This is a genomic window from Nonomuraea sp. NPDC049269 (assembly GCF_043197155.1).
Lineage (GTDB): Bacteria > Actinomycetota > Actinomycetes > Streptosporangiales > Streptosporangiaceae > Nonomuraea.
The window spans coordinates 166484-182512 of sequence record NZ_JBICSO010000005.1; the positions used below are offsets into that span (position 1 = coordinate 166484).

At 68.0% G+C, this 16029-nt stretch carries 19 protein-coding genes; 9 read left to right on the forward strand and 10 right to left on the reverse strand.

Annotated features, from left to right (window positions below; all coding sequences use genetic code 11):
* The first annotated feature begins 7 nt into the window (after window positions 1-7).
* The 3 genes from ACGFNP_RS28325 (at window position 8) to ACGFNP_RS28335 (ending at window position 1736) form a co-directional block, all read left to right on the forward strand.
* A complete protein-coding gene (locus ACGFNP_RS28325) occupies window positions 8-298 on the forward strand; it encodes a hypothetical protein (protein WP_393324010.1) in 291 nt (96 codons plus the stop codon).
* Between the two features lie 68 nt (window positions 299-366).
* Window positions 367-1401, forward strand: a complete 1035-nt coding sequence (locus ACGFNP_RS28330) for a sensor histidine kinase (RefSeq protein ID WP_393324013.1) — start codon at window positions 367-369, stop codon at window positions 1399-1401.
* A gap of 203 nt (window positions 1402-1604) precedes the next feature.
* Window positions 1605-1736 (forward strand): hypothetical protein, encoded by a 132-nt coding sequence (locus ACGFNP_RS28335; protein ID WP_393324016.1) that lies wholly within the window; start codon window positions 1605-1607, stop codon window positions 1734-1736.
* Here the strand turns inward: ACGFNP_RS28335 and ACGFNP_RS28340 are convergent.
* Complete coding sequence (locus ACGFNP_RS28340) at window positions 1733-3835, reverse strand: protein kinase (protein ID WP_393324019.1); 2103 nt, start codon at window positions 3833-3835, stop codon at window positions 1733-1735. The genes ACGFNP_RS28335 and ACGFNP_RS28340 overlap by 4 nt on opposite strands.
* 60 nt (window positions 3836-3895) lie before the next feature.
* Window positions 3896-4594 (reverse strand): M50 family metallopeptidase, encoded by a 699-nt coding sequence (locus ACGFNP_RS28345; RefSeq protein WP_358313232.1) that lies wholly within the window; start codon window positions 4592-4594, stop codon window positions 3896-3898.
* 34 nt (window positions 4595-4628) lie between these two features.
* Here ACGFNP_RS28345 and ACGFNP_RS28350 point away from each other — a divergent pair, with 34 nt between their 5' ends.
* The 3 genes from ACGFNP_RS28350 to corA are packed head-to-tail and all read left to right on the forward strand — an operon-like array spanning window position 4629 to window position 7135.
* Window positions 4629-5513, forward strand: coding sequence for an amidohydrolase family protein (locus ACGFNP_RS28350; protein WP_393324022.1), 885 nt, complete (start codon window positions 4629-4631; stop codon window positions 5511-5513).
* An 8-nt stretch (window positions 5514-5521) separates the two neighbouring features.
* On the forward strand, window positions 5522-6001 hold the full coding sequence (locus tag ACGFNP_RS28355; protein ID WP_358313171.1) for a nuclear transport factor 2 family protein: 480 nt from the start codon (window positions 5522-5524) through the stop codon (window positions 5999-6001).
* A gap of 9 nt (window positions 6002-6010) precedes the next feature.
* Window positions 6011-7135: a magnesium/cobalt transporter CorA gene (corA, locus tag ACGFNP_RS28360; RefSeq protein WP_358313168.1), complete on the forward strand. Its 1125-nt coding sequence runs from the start codon at window positions 6011-6013 to the stop codon at window positions 7133-7135.
* A gap of 37 nt (window positions 7136-7172) precedes the next feature.
* On the opposite strand, the gene ACGFNP_RS28365 is transcribed toward corA, so the two are convergent.
* The 5 genes from ACGFNP_RS28365 to ACGFNP_RS28385 form a co-directional block, all read right to left on the reverse strand.
* Window positions 7173-7994 carry a serine hydrolase domain-containing protein gene (locus ACGFNP_RS28365; RefSeq protein WP_393324026.1) on the reverse strand — a complete coding sequence of 274 codons (822 nt, stop codon included), beginning with the start codon at window positions 7992-7994 and terminating at the stop codon, window positions 7173-7175.
* 216 nt (window positions 7995-8210) lie between these two features.
* Complete coding sequence (locus tag ACGFNP_RS28370; RefSeq protein WP_358313163.1) at window positions 8211-8606, reverse strand: hypothetical protein; 396 nt, start codon at window positions 8604-8606, stop codon at window positions 8211-8213.
* A 177-nt stretch (window positions 8607-8783) separates the two neighbouring features.
* Complete coding sequence (locus tag ACGFNP_RS28375; protein ID WP_393324030.1) at window positions 8784-9743, reverse strand: FAD-dependent monooxygenase; 960 nt, start codon at window positions 9741-9743, stop codon at window positions 8784-8786.
* A gap of 46 nt (window positions 9744-9789) precedes the next feature.
* Window positions 9790-10257 carry an erythromycin esterase family protein gene (locus tag ACGFNP_RS28380; RefSeq protein ID WP_393324033.1) on the reverse strand — a complete coding sequence of 156 codons (468 nt, stop codon included), beginning with the start codon at window positions 10255-10257 and terminating at the stop codon, window positions 9790-9792.
* Between the two features lie 51 nt (window positions 10258-10308).
* Window positions 10309-10668 carry a CatB-related O-acetyltransferase gene (locus ACGFNP_RS28385; protein ID WP_393324036.1) on the reverse strand — a complete coding sequence of 120 codons (360 nt, stop codon included), beginning with the start codon at window positions 10666-10668 and terminating at the stop codon, window positions 10309-10311.
* A 185-nt stretch (window positions 10669-10853) separates the two neighbouring features.
* Between ACGFNP_RS28385 and ACGFNP_RS28390 the strand changes: the two genes are divergently transcribed.
* Entirely contained in the window at window positions 10854-11282 is a 429-nt protein-coding gene (locus tag ACGFNP_RS28390) for a TetR-like C-terminal domain-containing protein (RefSeq protein WP_358313151.1), read from the forward strand.
* A 358-nt stretch (window positions 11283-11640) separates the two neighbouring features.
* Here ACGFNP_RS28390 and ACGFNP_RS28395 read toward each other — a convergent pair whose 3' ends face one another.
* Entirely contained in the window at window positions 11641-12024 is a 384-nt protein-coding gene (locus ACGFNP_RS28395; RefSeq protein ID WP_358313148.1) for a hypothetical protein, read from the reverse strand.
* A gap of 456 nt (window positions 12025-12480) precedes the next feature.
* On the opposite strand from ACGFNP_RS28395, the gene ACGFNP_RS28400 reads away from it, so the two are divergent.
* Complete coding sequence (locus ACGFNP_RS28400) at window positions 12481-13488, forward strand: hypothetical protein (protein ID WP_393324041.1); 1008 nt, start codon at window positions 12481-12483, stop codon at window positions 13486-13488.
* A 24-nt stretch (window positions 13489-13512) separates the two neighbouring features.
* Here the strand turns inward: ACGFNP_RS28400 and ACGFNP_RS28405 are convergent, their stop codons facing one another.
* Window positions 13513-14592 carry an ABC transporter substrate-binding protein gene (locus ACGFNP_RS28405; RefSeq protein WP_393324044.1) on the reverse strand — a complete coding sequence of 360 codons (1080 nt, stop codon included), beginning with the start codon at window positions 14590-14592 and terminating at the stop codon, window positions 13513-13515.
* Between the two features lie 6 nt (window positions 14593-14598).
* On the reverse strand, window positions 14599-15105 hold the full coding sequence (locus ACGFNP_RS28410) for a MerR family transcriptional regulator (RefSeq protein WP_393324047.1): 507 nt from the start codon (window positions 15103-15105) through the stop codon (window positions 14599-14601).
* A 94-nt stretch (window positions 15106-15199) separates the two neighbouring features.
* Here ACGFNP_RS28410 and ACGFNP_RS28415 point away from each other — a divergent pair, with 94 nt between their 5' ends.
* A complete protein-coding gene (locus ACGFNP_RS28415) occupies window positions 15200-16024 on the forward strand; it encodes an oxidoreductase (protein ID WP_393324050.1) in 825 nt (274 codons plus the stop codon).
* The last annotated feature ends 5 nt before the right edge of the window (window positions 16025-16029 follow it).

Genomic DNA, 16029 nt, shown 5'->3' on the forward strand with positions numbered 1-16029 from the left:
CTTCCCCTTGAAGCGCATCAAGGCGACCGGTTGGCCTCCTGAGGCGCCGGAGCAGGACCTTGCTGAGCTGGGGGTTGCGGCGGTGCAGGCGGCCGGTGAGCCGGAAGCTGTAGGCGAAGACTTCGGCGGGGTCGTTCATGTCGCGGGTCAGTTCGTCCAGTGCTGCGCCGTGGCGGTCGGTCTTTCTCCTGTCGGGCTGTGGTGCGCCTTCACTGTAGTGGGATCCGTCAAGAGTGACGGAATCCTCACTACTGCTTTGGTGAACCATTACACGACTGACGATACTGTTCATAAATGACGAAATCGTCAGATATGAGGGGCGCCCGGAGCGACCGCCTGCTGCCGCAGCATGCGAAGGAGAAATTCATGACCACCACGCAGTCCGTCACCGGCCTTCGTCCCATTCGATCCCCGCGCGAGATCAGCGAGGGCCTGACCTTCAACTACATGGGCAAGCAGGTACGCGGCCACTACGGCGGCTTCCCCGAGTCCGTCTCCGAGCTGGTGCGGCCGGCTTCCGACGGCCGGCTCGACCTGGCTCCCTCCATCGCCGACCCGTACGTCTTCCGGGGAGAGCGCAGCCCCGACTCTGCCGAATCTGATCGAGAGAAGGGATCGTCGGCGATGACGCCGCTGAAAGCCCGGTGCCCCGGTGAGGAACCACACTCGCGCTATGAGGGCCGAGCCGCGACGACGATCCCGGTCGTCCCTGACATGCGGAGAGAGATGGAGCAGGAGCTTCAGAAGAACCAGCAGTTCGCCTGCGACGCCTCGCACGAGATGCGCACGGCCGTCGCGGGATTGCGCGCTGAGCTAGAGGAGGCCCGCCTGCATCCCGACCAGACCGATCTCCACGACCTGCTCGCCAAGGCGCTGAGAGGCGTCGACCGGTTGGATGCGATTCTCACCGACCTGCGAGTCATCGGCGAATTGGAGGCAGGTCCGGCCGTGGAGCCGCAGCAGGTCGACCTCGCAGATCTGGTTCAGGACGAGATCTCCCGCCGGGTCGATCGCCTCACGGTCCAGCTCCGGCTTGAACGGGGCGTTACTGTCCAGGCAGTCCCGATCCGGATAGCCCGGCTGCTCACCAACCTGCTCGACAACGCCCAACGGCACGCCCAGCGGATGGTCGAGGTCCGGGTGAGCCGCATGGGCGACAGCGCCGAGATGACGGTAGCCGACGACGGAGACGGAATCGCGGAGTCCGAGCGGGAACGGATCTTCCAACGCTTCACCCGCCTGGGCGCCGCCCGCCGCCTCGACCACAAAGGCGCCGGCCTCGGTCTGGCGATCGCCCGCGACATCGCCCAGGCACACATGGGCACCCTCCACGCCAGGGAGTCCGCAACCGGTGGCGCTTGCTTCGTGCTGCGGCTTCCCCTCAGCACAACGGTCGGCTGAAAGCCGGAGTCGTTGGCCGGCAGGCCCTGAGGCGCTGACCTGGGTGTCACGGCCCTCGCCGCGCATATCCCGAGCTGGTCGAACGCAACGGATATGACGATCTCCGTGTCGCTCATCTGATCCTCGGGTCTCCAGCTCAGCGATCGAGCGAACGATCACCGCAGTGCGGGCGTCACTGCCTGCCGCTAACGTGGCCGCGTTCGATGTCGAACTCGCGGGCGGACGTGGTGGACTTGGCCGCGCTGGACTTGGCCGCGCTGGACGACTTTCTCACCGAGTGGTGGCATTTCGCCGAGCGGGTCGCGGTGCCGCGCGTGGACCGTCACCCGATCTAGCCGTTCTTGGCGACCGCGCCCCTGATGCAGACCGGCTTGGACCAGGCGACCTTGCTGGTCTTCGAGATCTGCAGGGGGACGCCGACCAGGAAGCAGTAGCCGGTGTCCGGGTCCAGGCCCGCCACGCGGGCTGAGGTGGTGCCGGGCTGGAGGGCGGTGATCGCCTGCTCGCCCTGCTTGGCCGGGGAGTGCTGGACCACGACCGGGTAGCGGGCGGACTCCTTGGGCAGTGCCCACCGTAACTCCACGAGTCGGCTCCGGTCGGCCACCACCTGTACCTTGCGCGGGGCCAGCGCGGCCAGGGCGTCCTTGTCGATGGTGCCGGTGTTCTCGGATGACTTGGGGACGGTCGACGGGAGCTGGGACGCCTGTGGGTCGGCCACGGGGGTGGCGTTCTGTCGCGACAGGTAGACAGCGAACCCGGCGCCCGCGAGCGCCACGATCGTGGCGGCGGCTCCGATCGCCGCCACCCGCGTTCCCCTACGCCCCGGCGGGAGTCCGGCCGCCGCGTGCGCCGGACCGCCCGCTGACGGACCGCCCCACGGGCCGCCCGCCGACAGGGCACCTGCCGACGGACCGCCTGCCGACGGACCGCCTGCTGACGGGACGCCCGGCGAGGGATAGGCGCCGCTGGGGGAATACGCCGGTTGCGATGGGTGTGCGGCTCCGAACGAGGCACCGGTCTGCGCCGGATGCGGAGGTGGGATCGTGGCGGGAGTGGCCGACCCGTCCATGCCGAGCTGGGAACCGGTCGGCTGAGGCCCGCCGAACTGCGGCTCCGACGGCTGGAGCCCAGCGGGGTGGTACCCGGACTGCTGCGCGCCGGCGGGCGGCGGCTCGAAAGGGCTGTACCCCGGCGGCTGCGCGCCGGACGGTCGCGGCTCGAAGGGGCTGTACCCGAACTGCTGCGGGCCCACCTGCTGCGGACCCGACGGCTGCGGGCCCGCCTGCTGCGGGCCCGCCTGCTGTGGACCCGTCTGCTGACGACCGGCCTGCTGAGGACCCACCTGCTGTGGACCTGACGGCTGGCGACCGGCCTGCTGCGGACCCGACGGCTGTGGCTCGAACGGGCTGTATCCGGCCGCCTGCGGCCCGCCACTCCCCGGCGCGGCCACTGGGCCAGGTGCGTACGCCCCGGTCACCGGCGCCCCGGCCAGGTGCGCACCCGTCGAGGGACCGGCCGCGGGAGACTCGCTGGTGTCCGGCCGCCGGGGCACCGTCGACGTGGCGGGCCCAGGACCGGGATCCTGCCCGACCAGGTCCGTCACCGACAGTCCCAGCTCCGCCTGCACCTCCCGCAGCCGTTGCGCGAACTCGCGCGCCGACCCGTACCGCACATCAGGCTGCTTCGCCATCGCCCGCAGCACCATCTCGAACACCACCGGCGGCACGTCGGCCCGGTTGATCGGCGGCGGCTCCGCGCTCAGCACCCGGTACATCAGCGGCGCGATCGACGGATCCGTCGGGCTGTGGAAGGCGGGCTGCCCGGCGAGTAAGTGATAGAGCGTCGAACCGAGCGAGTAGATGTCGGACGAGGCGGAGTGCGGCTGCCCGGTCAGCACCTCCGGCGCCGCGTGCAACGGCGTGAACGCCTGCGCCGTGGCCGAGATCTCCGAGGAGTCGACGACCCTGGCCACGCCGAAGTCGGCCACGGCCGGCTCGCCGTACCGGGAGATGAGGATGTTCTGGGGTTTGATGTCGCCGTGCAGGACCCCCGCCTCGTGTACGGCGGCCAGCGCCCCGGCCAGCTTCACGCCCGCGCGCAGCACGTCGGGCACCCGCAGCGGGCCCTCGTTGCGGACCTTGTCGCGCAGCGAGCCGTTCTCGAAGAAGTCCATGGCGATGTACGGCTTGCCGGAGCGCGTCACGCCGGTGTCGAACACGGTCACCACGTTCGGATGGCCGGTGAGCCGGCCGGTGAGCTGGAGTTCGCGCTGGAACCGGCGCATCGTCCGCTGGTCGACCCGGTCCACGGACAGGACTTTCAGCGCCACGATCCGGTCGAGGCGCTCCTGGTAGGCGCGGTAGACGATGGCGAAACCGCCCTGGCCGGCCTGATCGAGTACCCGGTAGCCGGGCGCGTCCTCGACTGGCAGCACAGCACTCCCCCCTGTCACGGGCGAGTTTAATGTGATTTGCCGGACCTGGAGGGATTGTCGCTAGAGGGGATTCATGAGATAGGCGCCGCCCACCACTGAGGCGCCCGCCACGAGCAGGAAGAAGAACACGTAGAAGCCGCCGGGCAGGAAGGTCAACCTGGCGAGCTGGTCGGCGTCGGAGTCACGTGCCTGCCGCCTGCGCCGCTTGCGCTGTAACTCGATGATCGGCCGCACCCCGCCGAACAGCAGGAACCAGACCGCCACCAGGGCCACGACCTGTTGCACGTTGTCCGGGGCGTACATCGACAGGGCGAACACCGCGCCGCCCGTCGCGAGCAGGATCAGCGCGCCGTACAGGTTGCGGATCAGCAGCAGCATGCAGACCAGGAACAGCAGCACGGTCCACATCAGCAGCGTGATGCGCCCCTGCTCGGTCAGCCACGCGGCGGCCAGGCCGAGCAGCGACGGCGCCAGATAGCCCGCGAGCGCGGTCAGCACCATGCCGGGGCCGGTGGGCCGGCCCCTGGTCAGCGTCACGCCGGAGGTGTCCGAATGCAGCCGGATGCCTTCGAGCTTGCGGCGGGTGGCCAGCGCCATCAGCGCGTGGCCGCCTTCGTGGGCGATCGTGATCAGGCCCCTGGACAGTTGCCAGGACATGCCGAAGCTGACGATCGCGAACGCGACGAGTGCCGAGACCACCACGACCCACGGGTCGGGGGCAGGCTGAACCTCGATCAGGTGGGCCCAGAGCTTGTCCATCGAGGTATGACCCTATCCAGCTAAAGTCTCAGTCGTGCTCACAGAACGGGATTCTGATGCCGAGGTTCCGGAATGGTGGCGAGAACTGGGATTGCCGGGGCTGATCGACCTGCATGTGCACTTCCTGCCAGAGCGCATGGAACGCCGGGTCTGGCACCATTTCACCCACGGCGGGCCACTCATGGGGAACGGCTGGAAGATCCAGTACCTGTGGCCGGTGGAGGAGCGGGTCGCCCGGCTGCGCGAGCTGGGCGTGCGGGCCTTCCCCGCTCTCGCCTATGCCCATAAGCCGGACATGGCCGCCGAGCTCAACGACTGGACGCTCGACTTCGCCCGTCGTACCCCGGGCTGCCTGCCGTCCGCGACCTTCTACCCGGAGCCGGGCGCGACCGGCTACGTCCGGCGGGCGCTGGAGCTCGGCGCGCGGATCTTCAAGGTGCACCTCCAGGTGGGCGGGTTCGACCCGAGGGCGCCCGAACTGGACGAGATCTGGGGCCTGCTCGCCGAGGCGGGCGTGCCGGTGATCGTGCACGCCAGCTCGGTGCCGGTCGACAGCGGCTTCCTGGGGGTTGAGCCGATCGGCGCGGTGCTCCGCCGGCATCCCCGGCTGCGGGTGGTGATCGCGCACCTGGGCATGCCCGAGTACGACCCGTTCTTCGAGCTGGCTGCCCGCTACGAGCGGGTGGCGCTCGACACGACCATGGCCTTCACCGACTTCACCCAGGTCAGGATGCCTTTTCCAGACAGGTTGCGGCCCGCGCTGCTTGATCTTGGTCTGGCGGGGAAGGTGGTGCTTGGCACCGATTTCCCGACAATTCCATATTCGTACGCGCACCAGCTGCGTGCTCTTCACCGGCTCGACCTGGGAGAAGACTGGTTGAGGGCCGTATGCTGGCATAACGCGATAAACATGGTCTGATAGGCAGGGTGAACGACCAGCACGTGGCGCTGATCCGCGCTTTCTACAAGGCACTCGGCCGCGCCGACTACGCGGCGATGGAAAGGTGCTATCACCCCGAGGTGAGCTTCGGTGACCCCGTCTTCCTGGAGGTGGAGGGCCGGCGCAGGGTGATGGCGATGTGGCGGCTGCAACTGGGTGTACGCGACGGCCTGAAGTCGGAGCTCAGCGGCGTGACGGCCGACGAGTTCACCGGCACGGCGCACTGGTCCTCCCGCTACACCTTCTCCAGCACGGGCCGCGAGGTGGTCAACGAGATCGACGCGCTGTTCAGGTTCGAGGACGGCGTGATCGTCAGGCATCACGACGACTTCGACTTCAGGCGTTGGTCCCGGATGGCGCTGGGCAGGCCGCATGGGCTGCTGTTCGGCTGGACGCCCATGTGGCGCAAGTCCATCCGAGACCGGGCGACGCGGGCACTCGACGAGCTTGCGGCAGATTTCCAGTAAGGGGCACACATGGCACGGCTGAAGGGGTTCGGACGAGGTAACGGAGGCGGCGCCCGCGAGGCGGCTCCCGAACACTCGATGGACCCGCGCGCCGGCGAACAGGCGCCCTACCAGCCGACCGTCATCGACAACGCCATCTACCAGGACGGCAAGCGGGTCGACAACCCCGGCTCGCTGGCCGACGCCTTCGAACGCCTCAAGGAGCTGCCCGACAGCCTCGCCTGGATCGGCCTCTACCGGCCGAAGGACTGGGAGCTGGCCAAGCTCGCCGAGGAGTTCCAGCTGCACCCGCTGGCCATCGAGGACGCCATCGTGGGCTCCCAGCGGCCCAAGGCCGACCGCTACGGCGACATGCTGTTCGTCGTCCTGCGCGCCGCCCGCTACCTCGACGACGTCGAGGAGGTCGCGTTCGGCGAGCTGCACGTCTTCGTCGGGGCCAACTTCGTGATCACCGTACGGCATGCGGAGGCGCCCGACCTGCAGGCCGTACGCAAGCGCATGGAGTCGGACCCCGAGCTGCTCCGCCAGGGCCCGCAGGCGGTGCTGTACGCCATCCTCGACGCCGTGGTCGACGGCTACGCCCCGGTGGTCGCCGGGCTGCAGAAGGACATCGAGGAGATCGAGGGCCAGGTGTTCGGCGGCGACCCGTCCGTGTCCCGGCGCGTCTACGAGCTGTCGGGCGAGGTCATCGAGTTCCAGCGGGCCACCGTGCCGCTGGTGCGGATGATCGACGGGTTCATCGCCGGGGCGGCCAAGTACGGCGTCAACGACGAACTGCAGAGCTACCTGCGTGACGTGGCCGACCACACCATCACGGTCAACGAGCGGGTGGTCTCCTTCCGGCAGATGCTCCAGGACATCCTGCTGGTCAACTCGACGCTGGTGACGCAGGCGCAGAACGACGAGATCGCCAGGATGACCGAGGCCAGCATCCGGCAGGGCGAGGAGGTGAAGAAGATCTCCGCCTGGGCGGCCATCCTCTTCGCCCCGACGCTGGTCGGCACCATCTACGGGATGAACTTCGACTTCATGCCCGAGACGCACTGGGCGTTCGGCTACCCGTTCGCGATGCTGCTGATGGGTGTGGTCTGCCTGGTCCTCTATACGGTCTTCAAGCGCCGCGACTGGCTCTAAGGCCTTTTACGCCTATGTCTTCTTCTCGAAGGCAGGGTCAGTCGTCGAGTGCCTGGTAGAGCGTGGTCCAGAAGTCGTGGATGAGCCGGGCTGAATTCGGGACGGACATGCCGACCTGGGTGAGCAGGAGTCCGGTGAGCTGGTTGCTCGGGTCGGCGTAGGTGGAGGTGCCGCTGCCGCCGTCCCAGCCGAACTGGCCGATGGGGGCGTAGTCGCCGCGGTAGGTGCGTACCGCCATGCCGAAGCCCCAGCCGCCGTGCTGGCCCTGGCCGTAGGAGAGGTGGACGTTGTCGGTGGCCATGGCGGTGCGGGCGGTGTTCTGTTCGGGGGTGAGGCGGTTGGTGGTCATCAGTTCGACGGCGGGCCGGGACAGGATCCGCCGGCCGTCGTGTGTCCCGCCGTTGAGCAGCATCTGGAAGTAGGCGTGGTAGTCGTCGACGGTGGAGACGAGTCCGCCGCCGCTGCCCTGGAAGGCGGGAGGGCGGCTCCAGCGTCCGTCTTCGGCCTCGTCCCACACGTGGAACTCGCCGGTCTGCGGGTCGGGGGCGTACAGGGTCGGCAGCCGGTCGATCTTGTCGGCGGGTACGTGGAAGGCGGTGTCGGCCATGCCTAGCGGGCCGAAGACGCGTTCGCGCAGGAACGTCTCCAACGGCTGGCCGGTGACCCTGGCCACCAGCACGCTGAGCACGTCGTGGCTGATCTGGTACTGCCAGCGCTCGCCGGGCTGGTACATCAGCGGCAGCGTGCCGAGACGGCGTATCCACTCATCCGGTCCGGGCATCGGCTCCGGCAGGTCGGGGGTGAGCCCCTGCTCGAAGATCGCGCCCATGATCGGGGTGCCCAGTGCCGTCATGTCCATCCCCGAGCGCCTCGACGTGCGTCTCACCGCCCCGGCCGACCAGGGCGACAAGCCCGGGAATCTTCCCGGAATCGACATGCCGGGCCAGCACCTCACGAAGCCTGCGCAACCCCGCCTCGGGGAAGCCGCCCTTGCCAGTTTCCATCATCAATCTCCTTGCATACAGTGTTCGATCTTGCGAGACCCGGCGTGACACCTGCGCGGGTCGATATTTGATCAAGCGGCGTCGAGGGCCGCGGTGATCTTGCGGGCCATCTCGGCCATGGTGGGACTGGGCTTGCCGGTGGCTGCTTCGATGGCGACGATGACGGTGCGGCGGAAGGTGTCGGCCTCGGCCGGGTCCTGCTTGTTGAGCAGGCTCATGGCCGCGGTCAGGCTCGGCAACACATGGTCGGCCAACTCGGCCACCGACTTGCCGTACAGGTTGATGTCCTTGCTCTTCGCGGCGAGTACGTGCCCGGTCAGGCCGGTCGCCGACGCCAGGGCGATGGAGCCGGCGGTGGCGATCTTGTGGGGCGAGCCGGCGGCACCAGCGGCGGCCATCAGCGAGACGGCGCCGTACGCGGCGGTGCGCAGGGTGGCCTTGTCCTGGTCGGTCAGGGTGATGGACATGGTGGTGTGCTCCTTCGAATCTGTTACGCCCGAGGGGATCTCGCCCGGCCTTGGGGCCGCGATCGCTGAACTGTTCATGGCGTCCACCATCGCCGTTCTGCCTGATACCGGGCCGTTGCCGTGCTGACGCGGCAGCTGACATGAGGGCAGGTCAGCTGCCGCGTCGTCTCAAAGGTGTCAGGGTGCGCCGAACCAGCTGGTGAGTGCTTCTCGCAGTGCGGGCGCGGCGGTGTCGGCGGGTTCGTCGATGGTCGCGGCCCAGGCGATGTGGGCGTCCGGGCGGATCAGCAGGGCGTCGGCCGGTCGGTCATCGGTTTTGGCGGTGTGAAGGTCGACACGATGCTGCCAGTCTCCGGCGGCCTGGCGCAGGTCCGGGCGGTCGGCGAGGACGAGGAGGATGGGCCGGGCGGGGTGCAGGAGGTCGGCGACGCTGGTCATGCCCTGGTCGGTGTGCAGGGTGAGGTCGGGGGCGAAGGTGCCGGCCAGCCGGTGATGGCTGGAGCCGGGCATCGGGTAGCGGATGTCGGTGCCGGCGACCAGCGCTCCCATGCGGCGCAGCGGCTGTTCGTCGGTGAGCAGTTCGGAGAAGACTTCCCGCAGTGCTTCGGCGGCTACGTCGTGCCCGCGCCGCAGGGCCACCTGGGCTCGGGCGTGCAGCATCGTACGGGCGCCGGCGAGGTGGCGTTCGTCGTGGTAGGTGTCCAGCAGGCCGGCCGGGGCGTGGCCGTGGAGGTCGGCGGCCAGCTTCCAGGCCAGGTTGACCGCGTCCAGCATGCCGGCGTTGATGGCCACCCCGGTGGCCGGGAACAGATGCGCCGCGTCACCGGCCAGCAGGATCCGCTCGTGCCGGTAGCGTTCGGCCTGGCGGGCCTTGCGCGATGCGTCGGTTACGGTGGAGGTCGGGGTGCTGAGGATGCCGTCGAACGCGTCGAGGACAGGGGTGTGCAGGTAGGCGCTCTGGATCCGGAGGCGGTCGGGGCCGAGGCCGGCAGCCTCCGTACGTGCCTGGCGGAGATCGGCGAGGCTGAGCCCCAGGTCGGCGTCGGCGAAGGCGGCTTCGACGCTGCCCGGCTCGGGCGCCTCCAGCGCGGTGTTGTCGATGGCGAAACCGAAGCGCGCGCTCTCGTCGGGGCGCATGTCGGCGGTGTACCCGGTGATGCTGGTCAGCGCGAGGGCGACGTAGTCATCGCCCAGGGAGCGACCCGGCCATGTAGACGTCCCGGGCCGAGGTGTCGGCGGTCAGGCCGTTTCCGGCGTACAGGCCGGCCATGGCGCGGAAGCCGTAGTCGGCGTGGCAGGCCGCCTCGAGGTGATGCCGGGCGATGTCATAGCTGTGCCGGTCGGCGCGGGAGACGTACAGCACCTCGACGGCACGGAACCGGATGAGCAGGCGCATCAGGATCGCGCTGAGAGCGTCCTGCTCGGCGGTGGCCAGACGGGTCCAGGCCGGTGCGGCCGAGGCCGCGGAGGCGCCGGCGAACGATTCGGCGACCCGCATGGCCTGCTGGATCGCCGGTAGGACTTCGGGGTCGACCCGGCGCAGGTGGTCGGCGACGGGGGCCAGAGCGGGAAGTAGGGACCCACCGGCCGCCGGGATGTCGATCCCGGCGAAACGCACCGGCACCGCGGCTGTGGCGTTGCGCCGGCGCATCCAGCGCAGTGGCTCGTCGACCCCCACCGGCGCGGCGGGCCCGACGTACCCCTACACCTGCGCAGCCGCGGCCCTCTGCAGGTCGTCGATGCTGCCGGACATGATCGTACGGATGTGCTCGGTGATGTGCTGGAGCGGCCAGTCCCACCACGCCAAGGCCAGGAGCCGATCGATGTCGGCGTCGCTGTAGCGGCGGCGGATGAGCCTGGCCGGGTTGCCCCCGACGATGCCGTAGTCGGGCACGTCGTCGACGACGACGGAGCCGGAGGCGATGATCGCTCCGTGGCCGATGCGGACGCCGGGCATCACCATGGACCGGTAGCCGAGCCAGACGTCATGTCCCACCACGGTGTCACCCCGTCCGGGCAGGCCGGTGACGAGGTCGAAGTGCTCGGCCCAGGAACCGCCCATGATTGGGAAAGGGAACGTCGAGGGCCGTCCATGCGATGGTTGGCGCCGTTCATGATGAACCGCACCCCCTCGCCCAACGCGCAGCACTTCCCGATGACCAGCTTTTCCGGCCCGTAGTGGTACAGCACGTTGCGTGTCTCGAAGGCGGTCGGATCATCGGGATCGTCGTAATAGGAGGTGGTGTCATGAACGCCCGCCGCCAATCCGCCGTCCATCTCAGCTCGCGAACCGCGGGCCTGGAGCATCCCTACACCGGCGACATCGTGGCCGATCTGCGTGTGGTTATGACCCGGGCCGCTGACCTACTGGGTCGGCCGCCGTGGGGACCGCTGTACCGGGACCTGATAGGGGAGGCGCAGCACAATCCCGAGGTCGCCGCCGCCCTCAACGAGCGCTTCATCCGGCCACAGACCGCCGACACCCTGGCCCGCCTCAAGGCCGCGAAAGAGCAGGGGCAACTCGCCCCCGATTTCGACCTGGACCTGGCCTTCGACGTCCTGTCAGGACCGCTGTACTACAGGCTACTGATCACACACGAGCCGCTGACGCCTGACTATCTCGACCGTGTGCTCCAAGCGGTCTTCGCCGGCATGGGGCCTCGACCACAACCCTGAGACACGAGTAGTCGAGCACAGTACGCAGCCGGCCGATACGGGCCGCGGCGTGGATCCATCCGGCACACAGCCGCGACTCGCGCAGTGCGGCACATTCAACCTGTTTACAACCGGGCACAATTCCCGACACGACTCCGGCAATTAAGGTGCTATCGAGTGCGAAGCCTCATCGTGCCAGGCGTCGGTCACGGACTATGCGCTTGGCTCGAGTTAATCGACCCGCGAGTGTTGCGCTTCATCGGACCTGAGGGCGGCTCGGACGGCTCGGCGCGAAATCCAGCACCTCGACCAATAATCGCCACCCGCCAACGTGTTGGCGGGTGGCGATTATTGTCAAGCGGTACGCGATTAACGATGATTACTGCCAGAGTTGCCAGGCGCCCGTTCTGACCACGCGATAGTTGCCGCCCCCTTGCGCGACGACCGACTGGGCGTTGGGGAAGTTCGTGGTGCAGTAGTCGGTATACCGCTGAAGATCGTTCGATGAGAGTGACTGGGGACTGAAGCAGCCGATGATGCGAGTGCCCGCTGCGTTCGGAACCGCGTTGAACAGCGAAGGAAAGTCGATGGCCTGGAATCCGCCGGAGCCGTGGTAGCCACGGACATTCTGGTAGTTGGGCCCGACCTGGTTCCAGAGCACGATTACGGAGACGCAGTCTCCCATGGCTCCGGTGATGACCTCGTTGTCTCCCGCAGGCAGGGTCTGCGCCGGCGCCGGCGTAGATTGCTGGGTCAGATTCATCGATTTCCCCTCCGTGTCCCCGTGGGCCTGGGATGCCCCGTAACTGCCTCTCCCGCCTGATTACCGTACCTGCCAAGGGACGCTTTGGCTAGAATAAAGAATTCATGATCTTTAAGAGATGATTTTGCGCTGATAAAACAAATGGGGCACGCATAAAAGTTTACGGCGATGCGATTGAAAGAATTAGGGGCCGCCGCTCCTGAGTGCATGAAGGGATGCTCCGATCGATGTCAAGCGATCGATTCAAGCCGAGCACTGGCAGGACGAGACGGCGGAGATCATCGACTTGGACGCACTCCTGACTGCCATGGTCAAGCAGGCCCTCCCGGGCCGGAATGCCGTCCGAGATCCTTCCTGGCCGATGCGGAGGCACACTCATCCGGCCTTAGAGCTCACGCGCATAGGCAGGTTCGCTGCCCGCCCGGCGATTGATGTCGATCAGTATCCTCTGGTGCCGTGACCGATTCGACAGCGCCGCCATGGGTTGACGACCTCTTCTCGTTTCCCACTCCGCCCGCGCTCCGCATGCTGATCGACATCGCCTGGCAGGCCGCGTACGACTTCTGCAAAGAGAACGAAACCTACGATTACACCCTGCTGATGTCTCACTACGACTTCATGTTCGACCTGGCCACGATTCCCCGCCCGCCCGATGGCTGCGACGCCTACCCGGAGTTCGAGAACCTGGATCGGCAGCTATCGGTACCGCACTTCGCCACGCCGGAGTTCGTGCCCTTCGGCTCCCTTGGCGACGGCGGCGACGTCGGCTGGCTGGTACCCGCTCCGGAACTTGGCCGGCTGGACCATCCGGTTGTCCTGGCCAACGGTCATGACCACGGCGTGACCCTGATCGGCGCGGACACCCGTACCGGCCTGGAGTTCATGCTGTCGTGGACCCTGCGGCAGTGGCGCGAGAACCCGGTCCCGGAGCCTCCGGCGGGGCGCGACCCAGACGTGTGGCTCGCCCAAAACCAGTACCGCATCGACGCGCGCGCCAAGGACCAGAGGCTTGTTGACCGATTGGCCGCCGAACTCCGCATAGACCCAGCCCCGGACCGGACCTTTCCCGGTTCATGGTGGGAAGGCACGACCGTCCGGGAGGACACCGAGTGCGACATCGTGTTTGACGTACCGGAGGGGTGGCGGCACGAGCCCGGCGCGGACGGCATCGGCGTGCTCGCGCCAGCCGACGCGTACGCCGATCGGAGGCCGGTGGTCGCGGACCGCCCACTGCTCGAACCAGAGCTGCTCGCCGCCACATGCTGGCTCGATGCCGGATACCCGGCGACAGCGTTGCTCGCGCTCAAAGACACTTTCGTCAGCGGACCGAGCTGCTACTTCGCTGATCTCAAGCCGTTGTGGGCGCGCGCGTACCGAGATCTCGGCCGACCCGAATACGCGAACCGCCTCGACCTGATGGCGCCGAGCTACCGGGATTCGTGCTACTGCCCAACTCCGCACTGAACAAAGAGATACCTACGTGCTCTCTCAGGTGGCGTGGAGGATCCGAAAGCGATCGGGTTCCGCCGGATCTCGATCAACGACTTGGATGGGTGTCCAAGCCCACTGCCACACGCTGATGCCTGGCGTACGGGAGAACCGGATCTGCCCGCGGGTGCCTTCGACCGCGACGCGCGGCCAGGATTCGGCGGTGCGCGCCCGGTCCGCGCCGTGAGAACGCAGCACGTCGGCGAGGACGGCGACCGTGTCGTAGCCCTCGAAGGCGACGAAGGAGGGCGCTTCGGCCAGCCGCTCGCGGAGGGCTGACTCGACTCGGGCACCGAGTGGGCTGAGGCGCTCGGGCAGGTACCGCAAGAACGGGATCGCGGCGCCGTCGTCGCCCAGCAACGTGGCCCATTCGGCGAACTCCGGTTGCCCGGCCGGAGCACCGATCATGATCTCGGCGAGGCGCTGGTCGTGGCGGACGGACTTGACGATCGACACGGCCGGTTCCGGGTGGCCGACCAGAAGCAGGAGGGCTGTCGCGCGATCGCCGACGAGTTCGTCGCACACCGCCGTGGGGGCGAGCGCGCTCATGTCGAGGTCGATGACGGTGCCGCCGCGTGGGGCGAGGTAGTCCCGCAGAATGCGGGCCCCAGAGGCCCAGTAGACACTCGACTGGGCTGCTAGGGCGATTCGCCTGTGGCCCGCGCTGAGGAGGAAGTCCGCGTAGATCCGCCAGCCGTGGGACTGCGCCGGGGCGAGGCGCGCGACCCATTCCGTCGGCTGTTCGGTGAGCGCGTCGAGAACCGCTGACGAGCAGAGGAACGGCAGGCCGAGGGCGTCGGCCCGGGCGGCGGCGGCACGGGCGACGACGCTGTGATACTCACCCGCCAAGGCGGCCACGCCCAGGCGAGCCAGTTCGTCCACGGCCGCCGCGGCCCTCTGCGGATCAGCCGCGGTGTCGCGGACCACCAGCTCGAGCGGTCTTCCGGCGATCCCGCCGGCGTCATTGACTTCGCGAACGGCCAGTTCGAGTCCGGCGAGCAGGTGCCGGCCCGCCTCGACCCAGCCAGGCCGAGTCAGCGGAACGAGAGCGCCGATCTGGACGGCTGAAAGGAAGTCCACGAGCCCTCAAGCCTGCCTCTGCTCCCGCAGGGGCGGCAGGCAATCGGTGGCGGCGATCTCAGCTGTCACGCGAGGCGCATCACGGCATGGATCGGTGACAGTCGCTGCGGCGTCTGGATGGGATGGATTCCAGAGCTCATCGGCTTGGCCGCGGGCGACATACTCCGCGTAAATCCTGGCCTTGTATCGGATCACGTCCAAGCATTCCTGCAGCTCACGCATGTGCGCCTCGACCTGCTTCTCATGATCGCGCAGCAACGCCAGACGCTCGTGCTCGTTGCCGGGCCCCTGCCGGGTCAGCTCGACGTATCGCCGTATCGCCGCCAGCGACATCCCCGATGAACGCAGTTTGGTGCAGCTCGCCAGCCATTCGAGGTCTTCCTCGTGGTAGATCCGTCGCCCGTTGTGCGTGCGGCGTACGGGGTTGGCGAACAGCCCCTCCTTCTCGTAGAAGCGCAGCGTGTGGACGCTCAGCCCACTCTGCTTGGACACCTCACCGATGCTCAGATCCACGAGCGACTCCCGTCACACCCGACACCGCTTGATCTAGAGCCGACTCTAGCTAATAGCGTCGAGACGTAACCGATCGAACGGATGGGGAAAGATCATGAGTGTTTGGTTCGTCACCGGAGCGTCGCGGGGACTCGGGGCGGAAATCGTGCGCGAAGCACTGTCTCGGGGGCACCGTGTCATTGCCATGGCTCGGGATGCGGAGGCGGTGCTCACGGCATACCCGGACAAGCCTGCCGGACTGCTGGCCGTGACCGCGGATGTCACTTCTCAGGAGCACCTGCGAGCCGCGGTCGATGCGGGACTGGCTGAGTTCGGCCGGATCGACGTTGTGGTCAACAACGCCGGGTATGGGCTCGTGGGCGCGGTCGAGGAGGTGTCCGACAAGGCGGCACGCGACGTGTTCGACGTCAACGTCTTCGGCGTGCTGAACACCTTGCGCGCGACGCTGCCCACGCTGCGTGCCCAGCGATCCGGGTGCGTCCTGAACATCGGTTCGGTGGCCGGGTTCGCGACGCTTCCGGGCACGGGCCTGTACGGCGCGACGAAGTTCGCCCTTGAGGGCATTTCCGAAGCGCTGTACGGCGAACTGGCACCACTCGGTGTGCGGGTCATCATCGTCGAGCCGGGCGGCTTCCGCACAGACTTCCTCAATGGCGCAAGCCTTCAAGTCCAGCCCGCATCCATTTCGGATTATGACGCCGGTGCGGGCCCGACTCGCGCGGCCCTGGCCGCCAACGACGGCCGTCAGCCAGGCGATCCGGCGAAGGCCGCCTCCGCGATCGTGGACGTCGTGGAGGCCGGCGAGCCTCCGCTGCGCCTGCAACTCGGCGCGGACGCGGTCGCGCGTGTGGAGGCCAAGCTTGATCTCGTCCGCCGCGAGCTGGACCAATGGCGGCCCATCGCCCACTCGACCAGCTGAACGCC